The sequence below is a fragment of the Pseudomonas sp. S2_F03 genome, from assembly GCF_054668335.1.
This window is the reverse complement of the sequence record NZ_CP162759.1, coordinates 6,335,133-6,353,155: the sequence shown is the minus strand read 5'-3', so window position 1 is coordinate 6,353,155 and position 18,023 is coordinate 6,335,133. Positions and strand designations below refer to the sequence as shown.

Genomic DNA, 18,023 nt, shown 5'->3' with positions numbered 1-18,023 from the left:
TTGGAACGTCAGGTGACCGGTGGCTTCTTCGACGCGCGAGGCTTCTTCTCCAGCGCTTTTTCTCCCGGCGGAATCACTTTCGACGCTGCAGCGGGCTTGGCCTTGGCTTTGGGTTTGGCATCGTTGGCTTTACCGCTCAGCGCGCCATTGGCCTTGCCGGCCGCAGGTTTCGCCGCGGCGGGTTTTGCCGCCGCGGGTTTCAGGTGATTTTCGGCACCGGGCTTCCGCTTCGGCCAGCTTGCGTGCCATCTCCCAGTGTCAGGCTTCTGGCTCCTCGGGTTTGCCCTCCGATTCCCAGATCTGATAGGCAGAATTCGCGAACGCGTTTATCGTCGGTACTCATCGCAATGCTCCTGAACTGAACTCAAGCTTGGGTAAAGAGTTGGATAAGAGATTGACCGGGACATCCCCCAGCGCGGCGCCGATGTTCAGCTCCTGTTTTTGTGACTGCGACGCTGGAAAAAGTCCCTTCAGATTTTCGTCAGAGCAGGCGAACGGCAATTTGACCCGTGTATCGCCCCACTGCGGCGCATCAATCCTGGGGTTGGGCACTGTTTTTCAGCAGTTCGGCGCAGCGTATCGGGCACGATCACGATGGCGCGTTTTCCTCCCCGCGCGGGCAAAGGCCAACACGCGATGAGCCTGGTTGCCGACCACTTCAGGAGGCTATGGTCCCTCGCGAAAACAGCTCGGCATCGGCCCGCAGGTTCAACACGTGGGCGATAAGTGTTTGCTTGATGCGCCCGTCACGCCAGTTCGCCAATAGTTCTGGCAGGTCCGCAGTTCGCTGAAGTGCTCCCTGAAGTGCCCGTTGACGGCTGCCGTAATCCACCGGCCGGCGGTTGTCCGGGTCGACCAGGGTAAAGTCCCAGAAGTCGTTGCCCTGATAGAGGTCCGGTACCCCCGGCACCGTCATTCGCAGCAAGGTTTGCGCCAATCCATTGAGTGCGCCGGATGTTGCAATCGCGTGAACCGCTTTATCGAGAGCCGCGCGCAGCCGTTCACCTTCGGGACGCCGAAAACAGACGCTGGATAAACACCTGCATGGCGTGTTCGTAGGTTCGTTCGGCGCGCTCCAGCTGCTTACGCAGCTTTGGCTTCGCGCAGGGCTTTTTGTTGCCACTGCCAGAGACGTTTCGCGTAGTCCTCCAGCGCCGGCTCATCGTCGCCGCGCAGGGTCAACGGCCAACTGCCGAGGATCGCCTGATAGAGGATTAATTCGTCGCCCGCCGTCGGCATCTGGTCGTCGTCGCGCAGTGGCCGGGCGAGCGTGCGCCACAGGGGACTTGGTCGGCATACCAGGTGCTGAGTTCGCTCAATACGGCCAGGCGAGCGCGGGTGTCTTCGCCGCGTTTGTGGTCGTGGGTGGCGGTGGCCAGCAAGTTGTCCGGGAAATCGGACAGGCGCTGGGTGCAGGCCGCGTGAAAGTCCGACACGGGGCGCTGAACTGTTCGGTGCTGAACCCTACGTCGTTGCGCGACAGCAGCACTGCCGAGCGATAAAACGCAGTGTCTTCGACCGCTTTGGCGGCGGCTGGTGACGTCAGTTGCTGAAAGCGCACGCAGGCGTGTTTGAGTATCTTGCGCTGACGCCCCACCGGACGCTTGCGCCAGGGCTCACCGCCGAGCCAGCGGGCCAGGCAATCGAGCACCGGGCCAATCGGCTTCGCTCAGGGTCGGCCGCGCGCCGTTCAGCGCCTGCTGGAAAAACACGTCGTCTTCAGTAGAGCGGCCACGGGGGCTTCGATATACGTGCGGTACACCGGGAAGTGCACGATCACCCTGCAACGCCCGGCGGATCGCACCGAGGGTCAGGTCGCGGGTCATCAGGTCGTCGCGGGCGACTTGCAGCAAGGCCTGGGCAACGCTTTCGAAATCACCGGCCAACGAACCATTGAGGATTTGCTGGCGCGCCAGTTGGGCCTCCTGGCCAAAGTCGGCGGGTCGTTCGCTGTAGCGCTGCCAGAGTTTGCCGAGGGAGAGGACGCCTTGCGGATCATGTTGTAGCAACGACACCTGGTTCATGAACTCATACCCGGTGGTGCCATCCACCGCCCAGTCGCGGTGCAGGTTTTCACCCTGGCCGAGGATTTTCTCGACGTAGATCGGCAGGTGTCGAGCCGGTGACAGGCGATTGACCCGACGTCGCAGTTTGCGCAGTAACCACGGGGATCGGCGAGGCCATCGATATGGTCGATGCGCAGGCCGTCAATCAGGCCTTGCGCCACCAGTTCGAAGATTTTCGCGTGGGTGGCCTCGAATACCGCCGGGCGCTCGACGCGCAAGCCGCCCAGTTCGTTGACATCGAAAAAGCGCCGCCAGTTGATGTCATCCGCCGCTGTGCGCCAGCTCGCCAGGCGATAGCTCTGGCGCTCAAGCAAGGCGTGCAAGCGCTGGAAGCCTTCGGGTGTGAGCGAGTCGTAGGCGCCGAGGTGTTGCTCGATCGACTGAAGCATCAGCGGGTCGCAGGCCAATTCGCGCAGCTCGGTTTTTAGCGGCACCGCCAGGCGATGAGCGTCGGTCTGGTAACTCAAAGTGGTAAAGCGTTCCGCCAACGATTTAAGCGGTTCGGCACCGGTTGTCAGTAGTTCGCCGAAGTGCATCGGGCAGATCCGGAAAGCGGTATCGTAATGCTGCACGTAAAAGCGGCCACCTTGCGCATCGAAACGCAGGGGCAGGGTGCCGTCCTGTAACGCGATGCCGTAGTCGCTGCCAAGGAAGGGCAGCAATAACTGGCCTTCCATCAATGGGTCCGGCGAGTGCCACTGAATGTCGAAGAACTCGCCGAATGGGCTCAAAGCGCCCCCATTCCAGCAAATCCAGCCACCAGGGATTATCCGCGCCACCCACGGCCATGTGGTTGGACACGATGTCGAGGATCAGCCCCATCCGCTGTGTGCGCAGGGCATCGACCAGACGCCGCAGCGCCGCCTCGCCACCCAGCTCGGGATTGACCGTTGTCGGGTCCACCACGTCGTAGCCATGCAGGGAGCCGGCGCGGGCGGCCAGCAAGGGCGAGGCATATACGTGGCTGATGCCCAGGCTGGCAAAGTACGGCACCAGCGGCACCGGCTTGATCCAGGGTGAAGCCTTTATGAAATTGCAGCCGCAGGGTTGCCCGCGGCGGTTGGATAAACACAGGCGTCATTGGTCACGCTCACCTGCCCGAGGCCGCGCACAGGCGAGCAGTTCCAGGCGCCGGGCCGCGTCCGGATCATCGAGCAGGGCCTCGCTGTCGCCGGGCAGGCGCCGTGACCAGTTCGGGTGAGTGTCGATAGTGCCGGGCAGGTTGGCCTGCTGTTCGATACCGAGGGCATCTTCCAGTGGCAGCAACACCAGTGGTGCGCGGGTATGCCCGAGAAACCGGATGCTGGCGTCGAGCACCTGATCGGTTTCGTAGGATTCTTCGCGAAGATTCTGCGGGTCTTGGCTCAACACCCGACGCAAGCCTTCACGTTCGCGCTCGCGATGTTGGCGCCACTCGATTTCGCCGTTGGCGTCGATCAGGCTGAGCCGGGCGTTCCAGTCAATGTCACGACCATGCCACCAGCCATTGAGCGTCGGCAAGTCATGGGTGCTGGTGGTCGCCAGCGCGTTGTCCGGCCAGTCGAGGATCGGCTTGAAGTGGGCGTTGTCCTGTTCGAACAGCAACACGCGCATGCCGAGGATAGAGCGCGCAATGAGTTTTTCCCGCAGGCCATCGGGCACGGTGCCGAGGTCTTCGCCCAGCACAATGGCTTGATGCCGATGGGATTCCAGCGTCAGGAGCCGCAGTAAATCGTCGACCGGGTAATACAGGTACGCGCCGTCGCTGGGGGGCGCGCCGTTGGGGATCACCCAGAGCCGTTGCAGGCCCATGATGTGGTCGATGCGCAAGCCGCCGGCGTGGGCGAAATTGGCGCGGAGCATTTCGATGAAGGCGCGAAACCCGTTGCGCACCAAGCCCTCGGGCGAAAACGCGGAGATGCCCCAGCCCTGGCCGGTACGGTTGAGGATGTCCGGCGGCGCACCCACGGTCAGCGAGGCGAGCAACTCGTCTCTGCCGGCTCCAGGCCTGACTGCCGCCGCCGTCGGCCCCCACCGCCAGGTCGGCGATCAGGCCAATGCTCATGCCGGCGCTCCGGGCGGCGGTTGGTGCGCGCTCCAGGCACCGGGTAATCAGCCACTGGCAGAAGGCGAAGAAGCCGATGCGTGCCGCGTTCCTCTTCAGCGAATTCGGCGAGGGCGGCGCTGCGCGGGTCGCGCCATTGCTCGGGCCACTCGCGCCAGTCGAGGCTTTCACCCAGGGCGGCGCGGTGCACTTGAAGGGCTTCGAAGCGACAGTGGTTTTCCAGCGCTTCGCCCGAGGCATGGCGAAAGCTGCTGAAGTCTTCATGCAGCGGGTGTTCGCCGTGGACAAAACCTTCGTACAACGCCAGCAATACACGATGCTTGGCTTGCGCGGCCACGGGCCAGTTAATCAGTGGCTGTTGTTCGAGCTGTTGCAGTTCGGTGGTCAGCCCGGTGGCGTCAATCGCCGCGCGCATCGCACGTTCACCGAGGACGGCTCCGGGTGCGGCGTACAGACTGTTGAGAAACAAGCGGCTGGACGGCGAATACGGGCTGTAGCGCTGGGTGTCGCTGCTGAACATGGCGTGCAACGGACTGATCGCCAACGCCTCGGCACCGCGTTCACCCGCCACCCGGGCGAGGTCCTCCAGCGCCTGGGTATCACCGAAACCGCCATCGCCGACACGGCGCAATGAGTACAGCTGCATAATCAGGCCCCAGGTACGTGGGATCGATTGTCGACGGCGTCGCCGACGCTGTAGCAACGGTCGGGCATCACCGCGAGGGTGAAGGATTGCCCGTCGATGCTGACGTGCTGGTAGCCGACCGGAATCAGCCCCGGCAGCACGGCCTGAGCGTCGAGTTTCAGGTAGATCCGCGAGCCGTCTTCGAGATGAATGTCGCAGGGCGTTTCGGCGCTCGAAGTACCGCGCCAGATCGAGGCCGCCACCGACGTCGACCGTCATCAGCGGCGGCGAGGTGGTGGGTTTGCTGGACGGTTTGCAGCTCTAGCAGGCTCGCATCGATTTCCTGGGCGCTGCCCGCCGGATGGCCGAGGTCAGTGAGGACCGCGCGCAACACCGACGGCGCTACTTTCTGTGGGCGACCATTGGCGTCGATCCAGTCGACGGCCAGGCCTGCGCGGCTGGCCAGTATTTCGGTTGCGCGTCGCTCATGGGCGCTCTCCATTCGAATCTGGCAAAGGGGCTGCGGCCGTGAGGCTGACGAGCGCGCAATACGGGGCAAGTTTGCCCTGGTGCAACAGGCCGGCCGAGTGAGGCGGGTGTTCGAACAGCAAGATCGTGTCGGCCTGTGGGTGTGGACCACCGGCGCGTCGCTGAGGTTCAGGTCAATGCGCAGCTCACTGCCATCGCCCAGTCGCCAGCGGGCGCTCACCGCCGCGTAGCCCAATACGTCGGTGCCTACTGCCTGGGTGCCGGGCAGGCGCGGGATGAGGTGCTGGTGGCGCAGCTGCAGCAGGCGCCGGTACAGCTCGTGGTGCTGGCAGTGCGCTGGCGCTTCGCTGCGGTTGCGAGGCTTGGAAGGTCTGCGGCGCATTGGGGTCGGGAATCTGTTCGCGCTGCTGCGGATCGGCAAAGGCACTGAACGCTGCGAATTCATTGCGCCGACCTTCGCGCACCTGTTCTGCAAGCTCGCCGTGGTGGCTGGTGAAAACAGGAACGGTGACTGTGCGCGAATTCGTCGCCCATGAACATCGGCGGGATCATCGGCGAGTCAGCGCAGCAGCAACACGGTGGCCGCATAAAGTGCATCAGGGGTGGGTCAATTGGTGCAAACCGTTCGCCTAACGCGCGGTTGCCGATCTGGTCATGGTTTTGCAGAAACAGCACATAGGCTGTCGGCGGCAAATGACTGTTGGGCTCGCCACGTGGCGTGCCGTGGCGGTTGATATGGCCCTGAAACACGAAGCCCTGGCTCAGGCAGCGAGCGAGTTGTTCGGTGGGTTGTTCAGCGTAATCGGCGTAGTAGGCGTCGGTTTCGCCGGTCAGCAACACATGCAGGGCGTTGTGGCCGTCATCGTTCCACTGTGCATCGAAGCCTTTTTCCAACAGGCTGGCCTGATTGTGTTCGTTTTCCACCATCAGCCACACATGGTGTGTGGGTTCGAGTTTGCTGGCGCACCCGTCGCGCCAGTTCTTCAAGGAAGTCCGGGCTTTCAATGGCGTGCACCGCGTCCAGGCGCAAACCGTCAAAGCGATATTCGAGCAGCCACATCAACGCGTTATCGATGAAAAAATCCCGCACCTCGTGCTGCCGAAAGTCGATCGCCGCGCCCCACGGTGTGTGCTTGTCGTCGCGGAAAAAGCCCCTGGCGTAATGATGCAGGTAATTGCCGTCCGGGCCGAAGTGGTTGTAGACCACGTCGAGAATCACCGCCAGGCCGAGGCCGTGGGCGGTGTCGATCAAGTGTTTGAGTTGCTCGGGCGAGCCATAGGACGCCTGGGCGGCGTAGAGGGAAACACCGTCGTACCCCAATTGAGCTCGCCGGGAAATCATGCGCCAATGGCATCAGTTCAATAGCCGTGATGCCGAGTTCAGCGAGGCGCGACAGGTGCTGCTCGACGGCGCTGTAACCGCCGAGTACACCGACGTGCAGCTGTAGATGATCGCTTCGTTCCATGGCCGACCTTGCCAGGTGTTGTGTTGCCATTGATAGGCCAGCGGATCGACCACCACGCTGTGGCTGTCGATATCGCCGGCCTGGGCGCGGGAGGCCGGGTCCGGCACCTCCAGCTCAGCCATCGATGTTGTAGCGGTAACGGGTGCCCGCGAGGCAGCGGGTCTTGATCACGAACCAACCATCCGCCTGAGGCAGCAGCGGCAAGGATTGTCCATTTTCCAGTTCGACACTGACGTAAAACGCATCAGGCGCCCACAAGGCAAAACGCGTGTGCTCTGCGTCCAGCATGATTGCGCCGGGCCAGGTCTCAAGGGTCCGTAACGGCATCGTTGAAAACCTCTTCTCTTATTGTCGGCCCGGATTTACCCAAGGCCTTCGCCACAAGCTGTTCGTAGAGTTCGGCGTAGGGTTCCACTGCCTTGCACCAGTTGAAGGGGCTGCCATCGCCCGGCAACGCATCGCATGCAGCAGGTCGGGGAAGGCGAACACCTTGAATGCACGGCTCAGGGCTTCCTGGTAACTCTCGACGGAGGATTCGTCGAACAGGAACCCGGTGACGCCGTTTTCAATGGTGTCGGCCAGGCCGCCGGTATTGCGCGCCACCGGTAACGAGCCGAAACGCTGGGCGTACATCTGGCTCAAGCCGCAGGGTTCATAACGCGAAGGCATCAGCAGGAAATCGCTGCCGGCGAACATGCGACGGGCGTCAGTTTCGTTGAAGCCGATGCGCACGCCGATCTGCCCCGGAAAACGCAAGGCCAGCTCACGCATGGCTTGTTCTTCTTCCGGTTCGCCACGGCCGATGATTGCAATCTGGCCGCCGGATTTGACGATGTATTCGGAGACCGCTTCGGTCAGGTCCAGGCCTTTTTGATAGACCAGCCGCGAGACCACCGCAAACAGCGGACCCTCGGAGTCTTCCAGGCCAAACAGTTCGCGGACGTGCGCAGCGTTGACCGCTTTGCCGTCCCAGTCGCCAATGCTGAACGGGCAGAACAGGTGGGCGTCGGTGGCCGCGTCCCAACTCTCATCGATACCGTTGGGAATGCCACTGAGCAGGCCTTGCTGGGTCTTGGCGGCAAGAAAACCATCGAGACCGCAGCCGAAGGCCGGCGTGGTGATTTCCTGGGCGTAAGTGGCGCTGACGGTGGTGATGTGGCTCGAATACGCCATGCCGGCCTTGAGGAACGACATCTTGCCGTAGAACTCCATGCCTTCCTGTTGCAGGGCGTGTGCGGGTATGCCGAGTTCAGGGCACGAACCCAGACTGGTCACGCCCTGGTAGGCCAGGTTATGGATGGTGAACAACGTTGGCGTACGCTGCCCGCGCCAGTGCATGTAGGCCGGCGCCAGGCCCGCAGGCCAGTCATGGGCGTGCACCAGATCCGGGCACCAGTGAATTTGCGCGAGATTGGCAGCGATATCGGCGGCGGCGAGGCCCAGGCGGGCGAAGCGAATGTGGTTATCTGGCCAGTCACGGCCATTGTTGGCGCCGTACGGCGAACCTTCGCGCTCGTAGAGCTCAGGGCAGATCAGCACATAAATGACCAGACCGTCCGGCATGTCCATGCGCCCGATCTTGCAGGGCGGCAGTGCGGCGTGCCCACCCAGTTCACCAATGATATGAATCGGGTTTTCGCTGTGCAGCACTTGCGGGTAACCGGGAATGAGTACCCGCACATCGTGCAGGTGCGACATGGCGCGAGGCAGCGCGGCGGAAACGTCGCCCAAGCCACCGGTTTTCACCAGATCGGCAATTTCGGAGGTGACGAACAACACTTTTTTTCTGTTTGGATTCTGACTGGCAGCTGGTGTCAGCGTCTTGGTCCCGGGGACGCTGATCGATTGCGCGCTCGGTGCATTGACGGCGCTCGATTCGCCGACCTGCTGATGAGCACGTTCTCCCTGAATATCTAAAGCCGCACTAATCATATGAATCTCCCGTGGTGTTGATCTAATGCTTAGGTCTGGCACAAAGGGGGTGGCCCTATCCTGTGGCCGGGCGCAAACGCGCACGCATCGTGGCAAATGCTGCCCAATGCGTTGAAGCAGATGGGTGGAGGGGCCGTTGCAAGGAATGCACCAGTCGCTGTAGCCCTACCTTTAACCTGACCCATGGCCAGGACCGAAAGTTTCGAGTTTTTTACAGCCAGATGACCGACCGGTTTTACCTCGCGAAAATGAGTCTAGGCCAGATCCTAGAGCGGGGCGGGTCAAGTGGTGAAATTGTTCGACAATCGGTTTCTAGAGGGTAAAAGAACAACGTCCGGAAGGGGCAAACGCACCGACGAAGTGCAGGTTTATTTTTGGGGGTGGGTCAAAACGGGACTGGTGAGTCACGGAAATGGGCGTGGGGGCGAGATGGTGCACTGTTGCGGTGCGTTCAGTTTGTATTTTTTATGTCGGTTTTTATGGCTTTCGCGGGCAAGCCCGCTCCCACACGATTTTGTGAACGCTACAAATCAATTGTGGGAGCGGGCTTGCCCGCGATGAACGATAACTCGGTCTCAGGTGAGCTGCCGGATTGGATTACCCACCGACCATGCCTGAACATCCTCGATCATCTGCGAAAAGAACAAATGGTAGTTCTGTCGGCTCACATACCCGACATGCGGCGTCGCCAGCACGTTCTCCAGGGTCCTGAACGGATGATGTTCAGGCAGTGGCTCCACTTCGAACACATCCAGTGCCGCCCCCGCCAACCGATTCTTCTGCAACGCCTTGATCAGCGCCGCCTCATCGACAATCGGCCCGCGCGCGGTGTTGACCAGCAGTGCCGTGGGTTTCATCCAGTCCAGCGCCTGTGCGTCGACCAGGCCCCGGCTGCGCTCACTGAGCACCAGATGCACCGACAACACATCCGCTTGTTCGAACAGTTCCTGCTTGCTGACATAGGTCACGCCGACTTCGGCTGCCGCGTCACTGGTCAGGTTCTCGCTCCAGGCAATCACCCGCATGCCGAACACTTGCCCGAACTGCGCGACGCGCTTGCCGATGCTGCCCAGTCCCAGGATTGCCAGGGTTTTGCCGTGCAAATCACCGCCGAGCCCTTGCTGCCATTGGCCGGCGCGCAAGGCGTTGGCTTCGACCACGAGGTTGCGAGTGGCGGCCATGATCAGCGCCCAGGTCAGTTCTGGCGCGGCATGTTTGTAGCTGTCCGTGCCGCAGACCTGAATCCCCAGCGCAGCCGCCGCTTTGAAATCCAGCGCCGCGTTGCGCATGCCGCCGGTTACCAGCAGTTTGAGTTTCGGCAGCCGCCGCAGCAGGTCTTCATCGAACCGGGTGCGTTCGCGCATCACGCAGATCACCTCATAGGCGCCCAGACGCTCGGCCAGGGTTTCATTGTCGGCCGGGTAGTCATGGACAAAACTCACCTCGCCGACGTTTTCCAGCACCGACCATTCCACCACTTCGCGAGCGACATCCTGCCAGTCATCGATCACCGCAATTTGCACAGTCATCCGCCTTACCTCATCAATGAACAGGGTTGGTTTTGTTCAGCCAGTCGAGCAAGGCCTTGTGGAATTGAGCCGGTTCTTCCATCTGCGGCGCGTGGCCCATGCCGGGAAATTCAATCAGGGTCGACTGCGGAATCAGTTTCGCCACTTCCTTGCCCAGTACGTCGTAGTGACCGAGTCTGGCCTTGACCTCTGGCGAGGCAATGTCACTGCCGATGGCGGTAGTGTCGGACGTCCCGATCAGCAACAGCGTGGGCATCTTCAGGTCTTTGAATTCGTAATACACCGGTTGGGTGAAGATCATGTCGTAGATCAGCGCCGAGTTCCACGCGACCTGTGTATGCCCCGGGCCTTTGTTCAGGCCGGCGAGCATGTCGACCCAGCGATCGAACTCTGGCTTCCAGCGGCCACCGTAGTAGGTGTTGCGCTCATAGGTGCGGATACCGTCGGCATTGAGCTGCAGTTCGCGCGCGTACCATTGATCGACCGTGCGGTAGGGCACGCCAAGGGCTTTCCAGTCTTCCAGGCCTATGGGATTGACCAGCGCCAGTTGTTCGACTTGATCGGGATATTGCAACGCATAGCGGGTGGCGAGCATGCCACCGGTGGAATGGCCGAGGAGACTGGCCTTCTGAATGCCCAGGGCCTTGAGCAGTTGTTGGGTGTTGGTTGCCAGTTGCTGGAAGCTGTACTGATAGTGATCGGGCTTGCTGGAGGTGCAGAAACCGATCTGGTCCGGTGCGATGACGCGATAGCCGGCCTCGCTGAGGGCTTTGATCGAACTGTCCCAGGTTGCGCCGCAGAAGTTCTTGCCGTGCATCAGGACGACGCTGCGCCCGTTGGCCTTGCCGTGGGCGGCGACGTCCATGTAGCCCATTTGCAGGGATTTGCCTTGGGACTCAAAGGCGAAATGCTTGACGGTGTAGGGGTATTCGAAGCCTTGCAATTCAGGGCCGTATTCCGGTCCTTCGGCATGGGCGGTAAGGGGCAGTGCGGCGGTCAACAGCAGGCTGGGCAGCCAGCGGGAGAGGGCGAGGGGCATGGGTGAACTCCGTAGAAAATCCGCCGATGCTGAATCGACATGATTAGCGCGACATTAAACACAGGCAATCGCCGCGCCTGATCGTTCAACCCACCCAGCCCAACGTGGCCAGGGCCAGCACGCCATAGCGGGCGCCTTTGGCCAGGGTCACGATCACCAGGAATCGCCCCAGGGGTTCACGCATGACGCCAGCCACCAGCGTCAGCGGGTCACCGATGATCGGGACCCAACTCAGCAACAAGGACCAATGGCCGTAACGCTGATAGTGTTTTCGTGCCTGTTCCAGATGACCAGGGCTGACCGGAAACCAGCGCCGGTCGCGAAAGCGTTCGATGCCGCGCCCCAGCCACCAGTTCACCAGCGAACCAAGCACATTGCCCAGTGTGGCGACGGCCAACAGCGACCAGAGCCAATAGCGGTCGCTGAGCAACAACCCCACCAGCACTGCCTCGGACTGCAACGGCAGCAGCGTCGCGGCACCGAACGCCGCGAAGAACAGCCCGAGGTAAGCCCCCGACATCAATGGGCGGGGTAATCCGCCACCACGACATCCGTGCCGTCCTTTTTCAGGCCGATCACTTGATAGGCATCGCTCATGCCGTCCATTTCCATCCCGGGCGAACCCATGGGCATGCCAGGGGCTGCAACACCGAGCAGATCGTCACGCTTGCTCAACGCCAGCACCTGATCCGCCGGGACATGGCCTTCGACGAACTTGCCGTTGATCAATGCGGTATGACACGACGCCAGACGCGGCGGCACACCGTGCTGTTGTTTGAATTCGCTCATGTTGGTTTCGACATGGTCTTCAACCTTGAACCCGTTGGCTTCAAGGTGGCTGATCCATTTTTTGCAACAGCCGCAGTTGGCGTCGCGGTGAACTTCGATGGGGATCAGGTCGGCGGCCTGGGCCAGGGAGGAGATGAGAAGGGCGCTCAGGGCGGCCAGACGCAGGTGGGTTCGCATGGGAGGGATCTCGACTCGGGTGACGGTCAAAAAAGACGCATTTTGACCAGTTTAGCCACGGATGAGGGAGGAGAGTGTTTCTAAGTAATGCAGAAATAACTGCACAGACAATGCAAAACCTGTAGGAGCCGAGCTTGCTCGCGATAGCGGTGTGTTGGCCAGCATAATTGTTGACTGACACACCGCTATCGCGAGCAAGCTCGGCTCCTACAGGTACAGGTACAGGTACAGGTACAGGTACAGGTTCGGGTTCGGGTTCAATTCAAGGTTCAGGCAATCACCGAACCTTGAACCGCCCCATGATCGAGCTCACCCGCGCATTGGCTTCCAGCAATTGCCGGGTATTGAGCTCGCTGGCCTGACCACTCTTCACCAGTTCTTCCACCATGTGGCGGATCTGCACCATGCTGCGGTTGATCTCTTCGGTGACCGCACTTTGTTGCGAGGCGGCGGTGGCGATCTGGGTGCTCAGGCTGTTGATGTGGCTGACGGAACCGGCCATTTCATCCAGGCCGGAGTTGACCCGTGCTGTCGCATCGGCGGCGGACTGGCAACTGGCCTGGGTGTTTTCCATCGCACTGACCGATGAGCTGACACCTTGGGTCAGGCGCGTCAGCATTTCATTGATCTGCGAGGTGCTGTCCTGGGTGCGGCCGGCGAGGGCGCGGACTTCATCGGCAACCACCGCAAAGCCCCGTCCTTGTTCACCGGCCCGCGCGGCTTCGATGGCCGCGTTGAGCGCCAGCAGGTTGGTTTGCCCGGCGATGGCACCAATGACCCCGAGAATCTCGGTGATGCGTTGGGCGTCCTGCTGCATGCTTTCAACCTTGTGGGTGGCGCTCGCCACCTCTTCGATCAATGCAATCACGCTGCTGGACGCTTCGCCGACCACTACCCGCGAACGGTCGGCGTTTTCGTTGGCGCGCTTGGTGAAAGCGGCCGTCTCGGCAGCGTTTTGCGCGACGCTTTCAGCGGTCGAACTCATTTCGGTGATGGCGGTGACGGTCTGATCGGTTTCCGAGGCATGACGCACCAGAATCTGACTGGTATGCGCCGAGGTACGTTGCAGATTGTCGAGGCTGGAAGCCATTGCGCCGGTGGCCTGGGTCACTTCACCGATCATGTTCTGCAAGTAGACAAGAAACGCGTTGACCGAATGACCGATGGCGCCCAGTTCGTCTTCGGCGCGAATGATGATGCGCTTGGTCAGGTCAGCGTCGCCGGTCGACAGCGCATCGATATTGCCCTTGAGGATTTTCAAGCGCTGGACCAGTTGGCGGATCGCGTAGATCTGCAGCATTGCCAGCAGGATCACCATCGGAATTTGCAACAGGCTCAATGTGCTCAGGACGTCATCGCGCTGGGCGGTGATCAGTTTGGTCGGCAAGGCCGTGGCGAGAAACCACGGCGAGCCTTCGATCGGGCGCATGAAGAAGGTGCTGTCTTCACCGTTGTTATCAAATTCGACGCGCTGCGACGGGTCGCGGTTTTGCAGGCCGGCTTTCACTAGGTTGGCGAACGGCGAGTTGCCTGCCAGTTCACTGATGTTTTTCAGGACAATCGGGCCGCTGATGCGCGAACTGTTGCTGATGATCTTGCCATCGGCTTCGACGATCAGCATTTCAGCGCCGAGGTCTTTCTCCTTGCGTGCGATCAGGTCGTTGAAGAAGCCCAGCGTCACGTCGATGGTCGAAACACCGTACGCCACGCCATTTTTCTGAATGGCCATGGCGCAGTTGGTGCGTGGCTCGGCGCTGGCGTCATCTTTGTAGGCTGCCGCCCAGGCGCATTGGCCTCGCGGTGTTTGCATGCCGCCCTTGTACCAGGCCTGGTCGTAATAGTTCGGCGCGGCGTCGCTGTTCCAGAAGGCATTGGCCGCCAGCTTGCCCGAGGCGTCGCGGTGCCAGAAAGTGCTGAACTTGTTTCGTCCGGCTTCGCGCTGGCCGGGCAATGGCCAGATCCCGCCACCGAACACTTTCAATTCACCGTACTGATCCACCAGGCCTGGCAACACCGTGTCAATGGCGGCGCTGTCGAGCAAAGGAATGGTTTGGGTAATGCTGCGCTGCTGGGCCTGAACCTTGTTCAGTTCACCCTGAATTTGCTGGGCGACTTCGGCGATGCGATTGAGGGCGACCTGTTCCTCGGTATGGCGCAGTTTAGGCGCAACCAACTGGCTGATGCCGGCCACCGTCAGGCCAAACAGCAGCAGGATAAACAGCACCAGAAATAGTGTGTAGCGACCCTGAATCGTACGGAATGGGGGCATGGGACCGGTCCTTGTGTGCAGCACTTTTATTATTGGGCTTGGATTAAGCGGCGGTGCTTCGTCGGGCTATCGGCCTGCGCAGGGATAGCTTTAGGTACGACCGTCCAAGGTTGGGAGGTGTGATAGCGAGGCGTCAGGCACTGAGCGTATCGAGTCTGAAATAAACGAACTAACCAAGACGTACAAAGAGCCTGTTCAGTTGTTCATACGCTTTATGGACAGTGTGTTTAGAGCAATAAAACTAAACACTTGATCGTTTGTATCTGAAATGTACGGAAATTGTAAAAATATGGAATAAGTTGTTGGTGTGGCCAGTTGCCACGCCGATACTCGCCGACTTTAAACTCGGTCGGACAAGGAGTTGTTTATGGTGACGCAGTCGGGAGTTCAGTCATGACTATCGGCTATACCGGGGGCTGGACGGCCAAGGCCGGTCTGCTGATTCAGAACACAGGTAGCAACGGCAAGCCTGTAGACGCAAAACGCCAGGGTCAAGCAGATGCTGGCATTGGTGGGCACCAATCCCAACGCGCTGAATACGGCGAAAATGGATGAACAAAAACTGCATAGAAACGTTAAAGGCTTCGACCCGGCCAATGTTTCGTCGAAACAACTGGGCAATCTCGCCGCCTTCTTACGAGGCAGAGGGCTTATTTCTGATATCACCTCGATGACATTGATGAACGCCGGTGACAAGTTTGACCGGTTCGGGGTACAGAACGACCCGGATGCGAAGTTTAATGCGCTGGAATACTTTGCCACCCAACTGGACACCATCCAGAACAACAGCATCAAAGGTGACAAGTACGCCGTTGGCCTGATCCCGGAATACAAGACGGCTATTTACGTGCTGCAGAACTTGCACACTTATGGCAAAGGCAACGGAACCACGGTCCCTACGGACAAGGGCGTCAACGCCAAGGCATGATCGGTTGCCGGCCCGTTCCGGACAACGAACGGGCCGGCAATGTTGTCAGCGGTCAAGCAACTTCATGACTTCCTCCGGGTAGCGCAAGCCTGCCGTCGCATTTGCCGGAAAGATTCCTTCCAGCGCTTGCAACTCGTCGCGGCTGAGTTTTACCTCCAGGGCGGCGACGTTTTCTTCAAGGTATTTACGCTGCTTGGTCCCTGGAATCGGAATCAGGTAGTCACCTTGCGCCAGTACCCAGGCCAACGCCAACTGACCGGCTGTCACGCCTTTGTCTGCCGCCAATGTCTGTACCTGCTGCACCAGCAACAGATTCTTCGCAAAGTTTTCGCCTTGGAAACGCGGACTGAAACGCCGGTAGTCGTCTGCCGCGAAGTCATCCGGGCTTTTTAACGCACCCGTCAGAAAGCCGCGCCCCAATGGACTGTAGGGCACAAACGCGACGCCCAATCGCTGGCACGCGGCCAGGCAACCGTTCTCTTCCTGATCGCGACTCCACAACGAATACTCACTTTGCAGCGCACTGATGGGATGCACCTTGTGCGCCCGTTCCAGCGTGGCGACCGAGGCCTCGCTCAAACCGAGGTAACGCACCTTGCCGGCCTTGACCAACTCGGCCATGGCGCCGACGGTTTCTTCGATGGCCACCTGCGGATCGATCCGGTGCTGGTAATACAAATCCAGGGTTTCCACGCCGAGGCGTTTGAGGGTGCCGTCGATAGACGTGCGAATGTATTCCGGCCGTCCATTGACGCCCCGTGCCGTGGGGTTGGACGGGTCGCGAACGATCCCGAATTTGCTCGCCAGAAACACCTGCTCGCGTTTGCCGACAATGGCTTTGCCAATCAATGCTTCGTTGGTGTGAGGGCCGTACATGTCGGCGGTGTCGAGCAGGTTGATCCCCAATTCGAGCGCACGATGCAGGGTGGCAGTGGCCTCACGGATGTCCACGCCCGTGGTGTAGAAATCGGTCATGCCCATGCAGCCGAGGCCAATGGCGGAGACTTGCGGGCCGTTTTTGCCCAATTGACGTGTTTGCATGAAATCAACTCCCTGTGGTGTGAGCGCACAGTGTCGACCTCGACAGAAACAAGATAAACCGGCTAAAACTGCTATCACTGTTCGTAAAATCTAAATAATCAGCAAGAGCGCCACAGCAATGGACCGTTTCAACGCCATGCGCGTATTTACCCGAATCGTCGAGCTCGGCGGGTTTGCCAAAGCGGCCGACAGCCTGCAATTACCCCGGGCATCGGTGACTGTTTTGATCAAGCAACTTGAAGCGCATCTCGGGGTGCAACTGCTGCAACGTACTACGCGACAGATCAGCCTGACCCTCGACGGTGCGGCGTATTACCCCCGTTGTGTGCGATTGTTGGCAGACCTTGAGGAAACCGAAGCGGTATTTTCCGCCGCACGGAACAACCCCAAAGGGCTGCTGCGTGTGGACATGCCGGCGGGGATAGGGCGCTTGATGGTGATTCCGAAGCTGCCCGAATTCACCCGCCGTTATCCGTTGATCGAACTGGAGCTCGGGTTGAACGACCGTCCCGTCGATCTGATTCGCGAAGGTGTCGATTGCGTGTTGCGCGGTGGCCAGGCACTGGACGATTCATTGGTGGCACGGCCATTGGTCATGCTGGATCAGGTCACGTGTGCCAGCCCGGACTATTTGCAACGCCACGGAACGCCTCAGTGTCTGGAAGACCTCGAAGGGCATCGGATGGTGGAGTACTTCTCCGCGAGCACCGGCAAGCGTTTCGGGCTCGAATTCCAGCTCGGCGATCAAGTACAGCTCATGGATTTACCCAAACAAGTGTCGGTGAACAGTGCCGACGGCTATCTGGCCTCCTGTGAGGCCGGGTATGGGCTGATTCAGACGCCGTATTACCACGTCGCCCGCCAACTCGAGGAAGGGCGACTGTGTGAAGTGCTCGCGAACGTGCCGCCACCGGTGATGCCGTTGACGGCGCTGTATCCGCCTCACCGCCAGTTGTCTCGGCGGGTGAGGGTGTTTGTCGACTGGCTGGTGGAGCTTTGCGCGCAGCCGGGGCTTAACGTTTACAAGAAGGACTCAAGCGGCTGAACACGCGGTGTCCAGTGCCCCGACGTTGCGCTGCAAGTCGTCGTGCAACTGTTGCATGTCCGGGCAATGCAGGCTGAGGTGGCGTGGCCTCGCCCCTCGATGAAACAGGGCGAACCATCCATGGTCGCCGGGAGCGGGCATCAACCCGGTGAAGGTGAAACCGAGCATCGTCATTCGCTGCAGGTCCTCGGTGAAGTGCTGTGACAACTGGAGTTTGGCGCAAATCAGCCAATGGCCGGGCAGCCGCCAGAGCTGGTCCAGCAGGCGCTCGTTCAAGCGGTGAATGACGATGACGTAGCGTTGATAGTGTTGCCGGATTTGCAACGGCATCGAAGGTGGCGATGCCATGAGCTGGCACGTCCCGAACACCGCGCTCAAACGCTGCATCAACCTGCGGCAACTCTCCGGCCATGCGAGGTCGGGAAGGGGGCGAGCGTGTTCTTCCACCGCGTAGCAACCGATCACGATGGTTTCCGGCAGAGGCGCGGTGAGTGGTGACGGCGCGTAGTCGGGAAGCAGTCCCGTGCTGTGAAAGCCAATGCCGAACGCCATGCGCTGCGTGTAGGGATGGTGCGTCACTTGTT

The 18,023-nt window shown here is 60.4% G+C and carries 8 protein-coding genes and 6 pseudogenes; 2 read left to right on the top strand and 12 right to left on the bottom strand.

Annotated features, from left to right (window positions below; translation table 11 throughout):
* Positions 1-8: 8 nt before the first annotated feature.
* From AB4N76_RS29780 to AB4N76_RS29735, 10 genes and pseudogenes are all read right to left on the bottom strand, one after another.
* Positions 9-343 (bottom strand): annotated as a pseudogene (locus AB4N76_RS29780) (DUF2934 domain-containing protein).
* Positions 340-3,147: pseudogene (locus tag AB4N76_RS29775) on the bottom strand (malto-oligosyltrehalose synthase). Before AB4N76_RS29775 ends, AB4N76_RS29780 begins: the two co-directional pseudogenes overlap by 4 nt.
* Positions 3,144-5,224, bottom strand: a pseudogene (malQ, locus tag AB4N76_RS29770) (4-alpha-glucanotransferase). Before malQ ends, AB4N76_RS29775 begins: the two co-directional pseudogenes overlap by 4 nt.
* Positions 5,221-7,017, bottom strand: a pseudogene (gene treZ, locus AB4N76_RS29765) (malto-oligosyltrehalose trehalohydrolase). The pseudogenes malQ and treZ overlap by 4 nt, the downstream one beginning before the upstream one ends.
* A pseudogene (gene glgA, locus AB4N76_RS29760) lies at positions 6,998-8,622 on the bottom strand (glycogen synthase GlgA). Before glgA ends, treZ begins: the two co-directional pseudogenes overlap by 20 nt.
* 575 nt (positions 8,623-9,197) lie before the next feature.
* Positions 9,198-10,151, bottom strand: a complete 954-nt coding sequence (locus tag AB4N76_RS29755; protein WP_460163939.1) for a D-2-hydroxyacid dehydrogenase family protein — start codon at positions 10,149-10,151, stop codon at positions 9,198-9,200.
* 13 nt (positions 10,152-10,164) lie between these two features.
* Complete coding sequence (locus AB4N76_RS29750) at positions 10,165-11,190, bottom strand: alpha/beta fold hydrolase (protein ID WP_460163938.1); 1,026 nt, start codon at positions 11,188-11,190, stop codon at positions 10,165-10,167.
* 85 nt (positions 11,191-11,275) lie between these two features.
* Positions 11,276-11,710 carry a YqaA family protein gene (locus AB4N76_RS29745; RefSeq protein WP_046032206.1) on the bottom strand — a complete coding sequence of 145 codons (435 nt, stop codon included), beginning with the start codon at positions 11,708-11,710 and terminating at the stop codon, positions 11,276-11,278.
* On the bottom strand, positions 11,710-12,156 hold the full coding sequence (locus AB4N76_RS29740; protein ID WP_046032207.1) for a DUF411 domain-containing protein: 447 nt from the start codon (positions 12,154-12,156) through the stop codon (positions 11,710-11,712). The genes AB4N76_RS29745 and AB4N76_RS29740 overlap by 1 nt, the downstream gene beginning before the upstream one ends.
* Before the next feature lie 277 nt (positions 12,157-12,433).
* Positions 12,434-14,425, bottom strand: coding sequence for a methyl-accepting chemotaxis protein (locus AB4N76_RS29735; RefSeq protein ID WP_460163937.1), 1,992 nt, complete (start codon positions 14,423-14,425; stop codon positions 12,434-12,436).
* Positions 14,426-14,818: 393 nt separating this feature from the next.
* On the opposite strand from AB4N76_RS29735, the pseudogene AB4N76_RS29730 reads away from it, so the two are divergent.
* Positions 14,819-15,353: pseudogene (locus AB4N76_RS29730) on the top strand (hypothetical protein).
* Between the two features lie 45 nt (positions 15,354-15,398).
* Here AB4N76_RS29730 and AB4N76_RS29725 read toward each other — a convergent pair.
* Positions 15,399-16,394, bottom strand: coding sequence for an aldo/keto reductase (locus AB4N76_RS29725; protein WP_077432106.1), 996 nt, complete (start codon positions 16,392-16,394; stop codon positions 15,399-15,401).
* A gap of 118 nt (positions 16,395-16,512) precedes the next feature.
* Here AB4N76_RS29725 and AB4N76_RS29720 point away from each other — a divergent pair, with 118 nt between their 5' ends.
* Entirely contained in the window at positions 16,513-17,439 is a 927-nt protein-coding gene (locus AB4N76_RS29720; RefSeq protein ID WP_046033061.1) for a LysR family transcriptional regulator, read from the top strand.
* Here AB4N76_RS29720 and AB4N76_RS29715 read toward each other — a convergent pair.
* A complete protein-coding gene (locus AB4N76_RS29715; protein WP_460163936.1) occupies positions 17,428-18,018 on the bottom strand; it encodes a hypothetical protein in 591 nt (196 codons plus the stop codon). The genes AB4N76_RS29720 and AB4N76_RS29715 overlap by 12 nt on opposite strands.
* Positions 18,019-18,023 lie beyond the last annotated feature (5 nt).

Excerpts from the sequence above, each read along its gene's own strand:
- AB4N76_RS29745 (WP_046032206.1), bottom strand. The coding sequence starts at position 11,710 with ATGTCGGGGGCTTACCTCGGGCTGTTCTTCGCGGCGTTCGGTGCCGCG.
- AB4N76_RS29720 (WP_046033061.1), top strand. The coding sequence starts at position 16,513 with ATGGACCGTTTCAACGCCATGCGCGTATTTACCCGAATCGTCGAGCTC.
- AB4N76_RS29750 (WP_460163938.1), bottom strand. The coding sequence starts at position 11,190 with ATGCCCCTCGCCCTCTCCCGCTGGCTGCCCAGCCTGCTGTTGACCGCC.
- AB4N76_RS29755 (WP_460163939.1), bottom strand. The coding sequence starts at position 10,151 with ATGACTGTGCAAATTGCGGTGATCGATGACTGGCAGGATGTCGCTCGC.
- AB4N76_RS29725 (WP_077432106.1), bottom strand. The coding sequence starts at position 16,394 with ATGCAAACACGTCAATTGGGCAAAAACGGCCCGCAAGTCTCCGCCATT.
- AB4N76_RS29740 (WP_046032207.1), bottom strand. The coding sequence starts at position 12,156 with ATGCGAACCCACCTGCGTCTGGCCGCCCTGAGCGCCCTTCTCATCTCC.
- AB4N76_RS29735 (WP_460163937.1), bottom strand. The coding sequence starts at position 14,425 with ATGCCCCCATTCCGTACGATTCAGGGTCGCTACACACTATTTCTGGTG.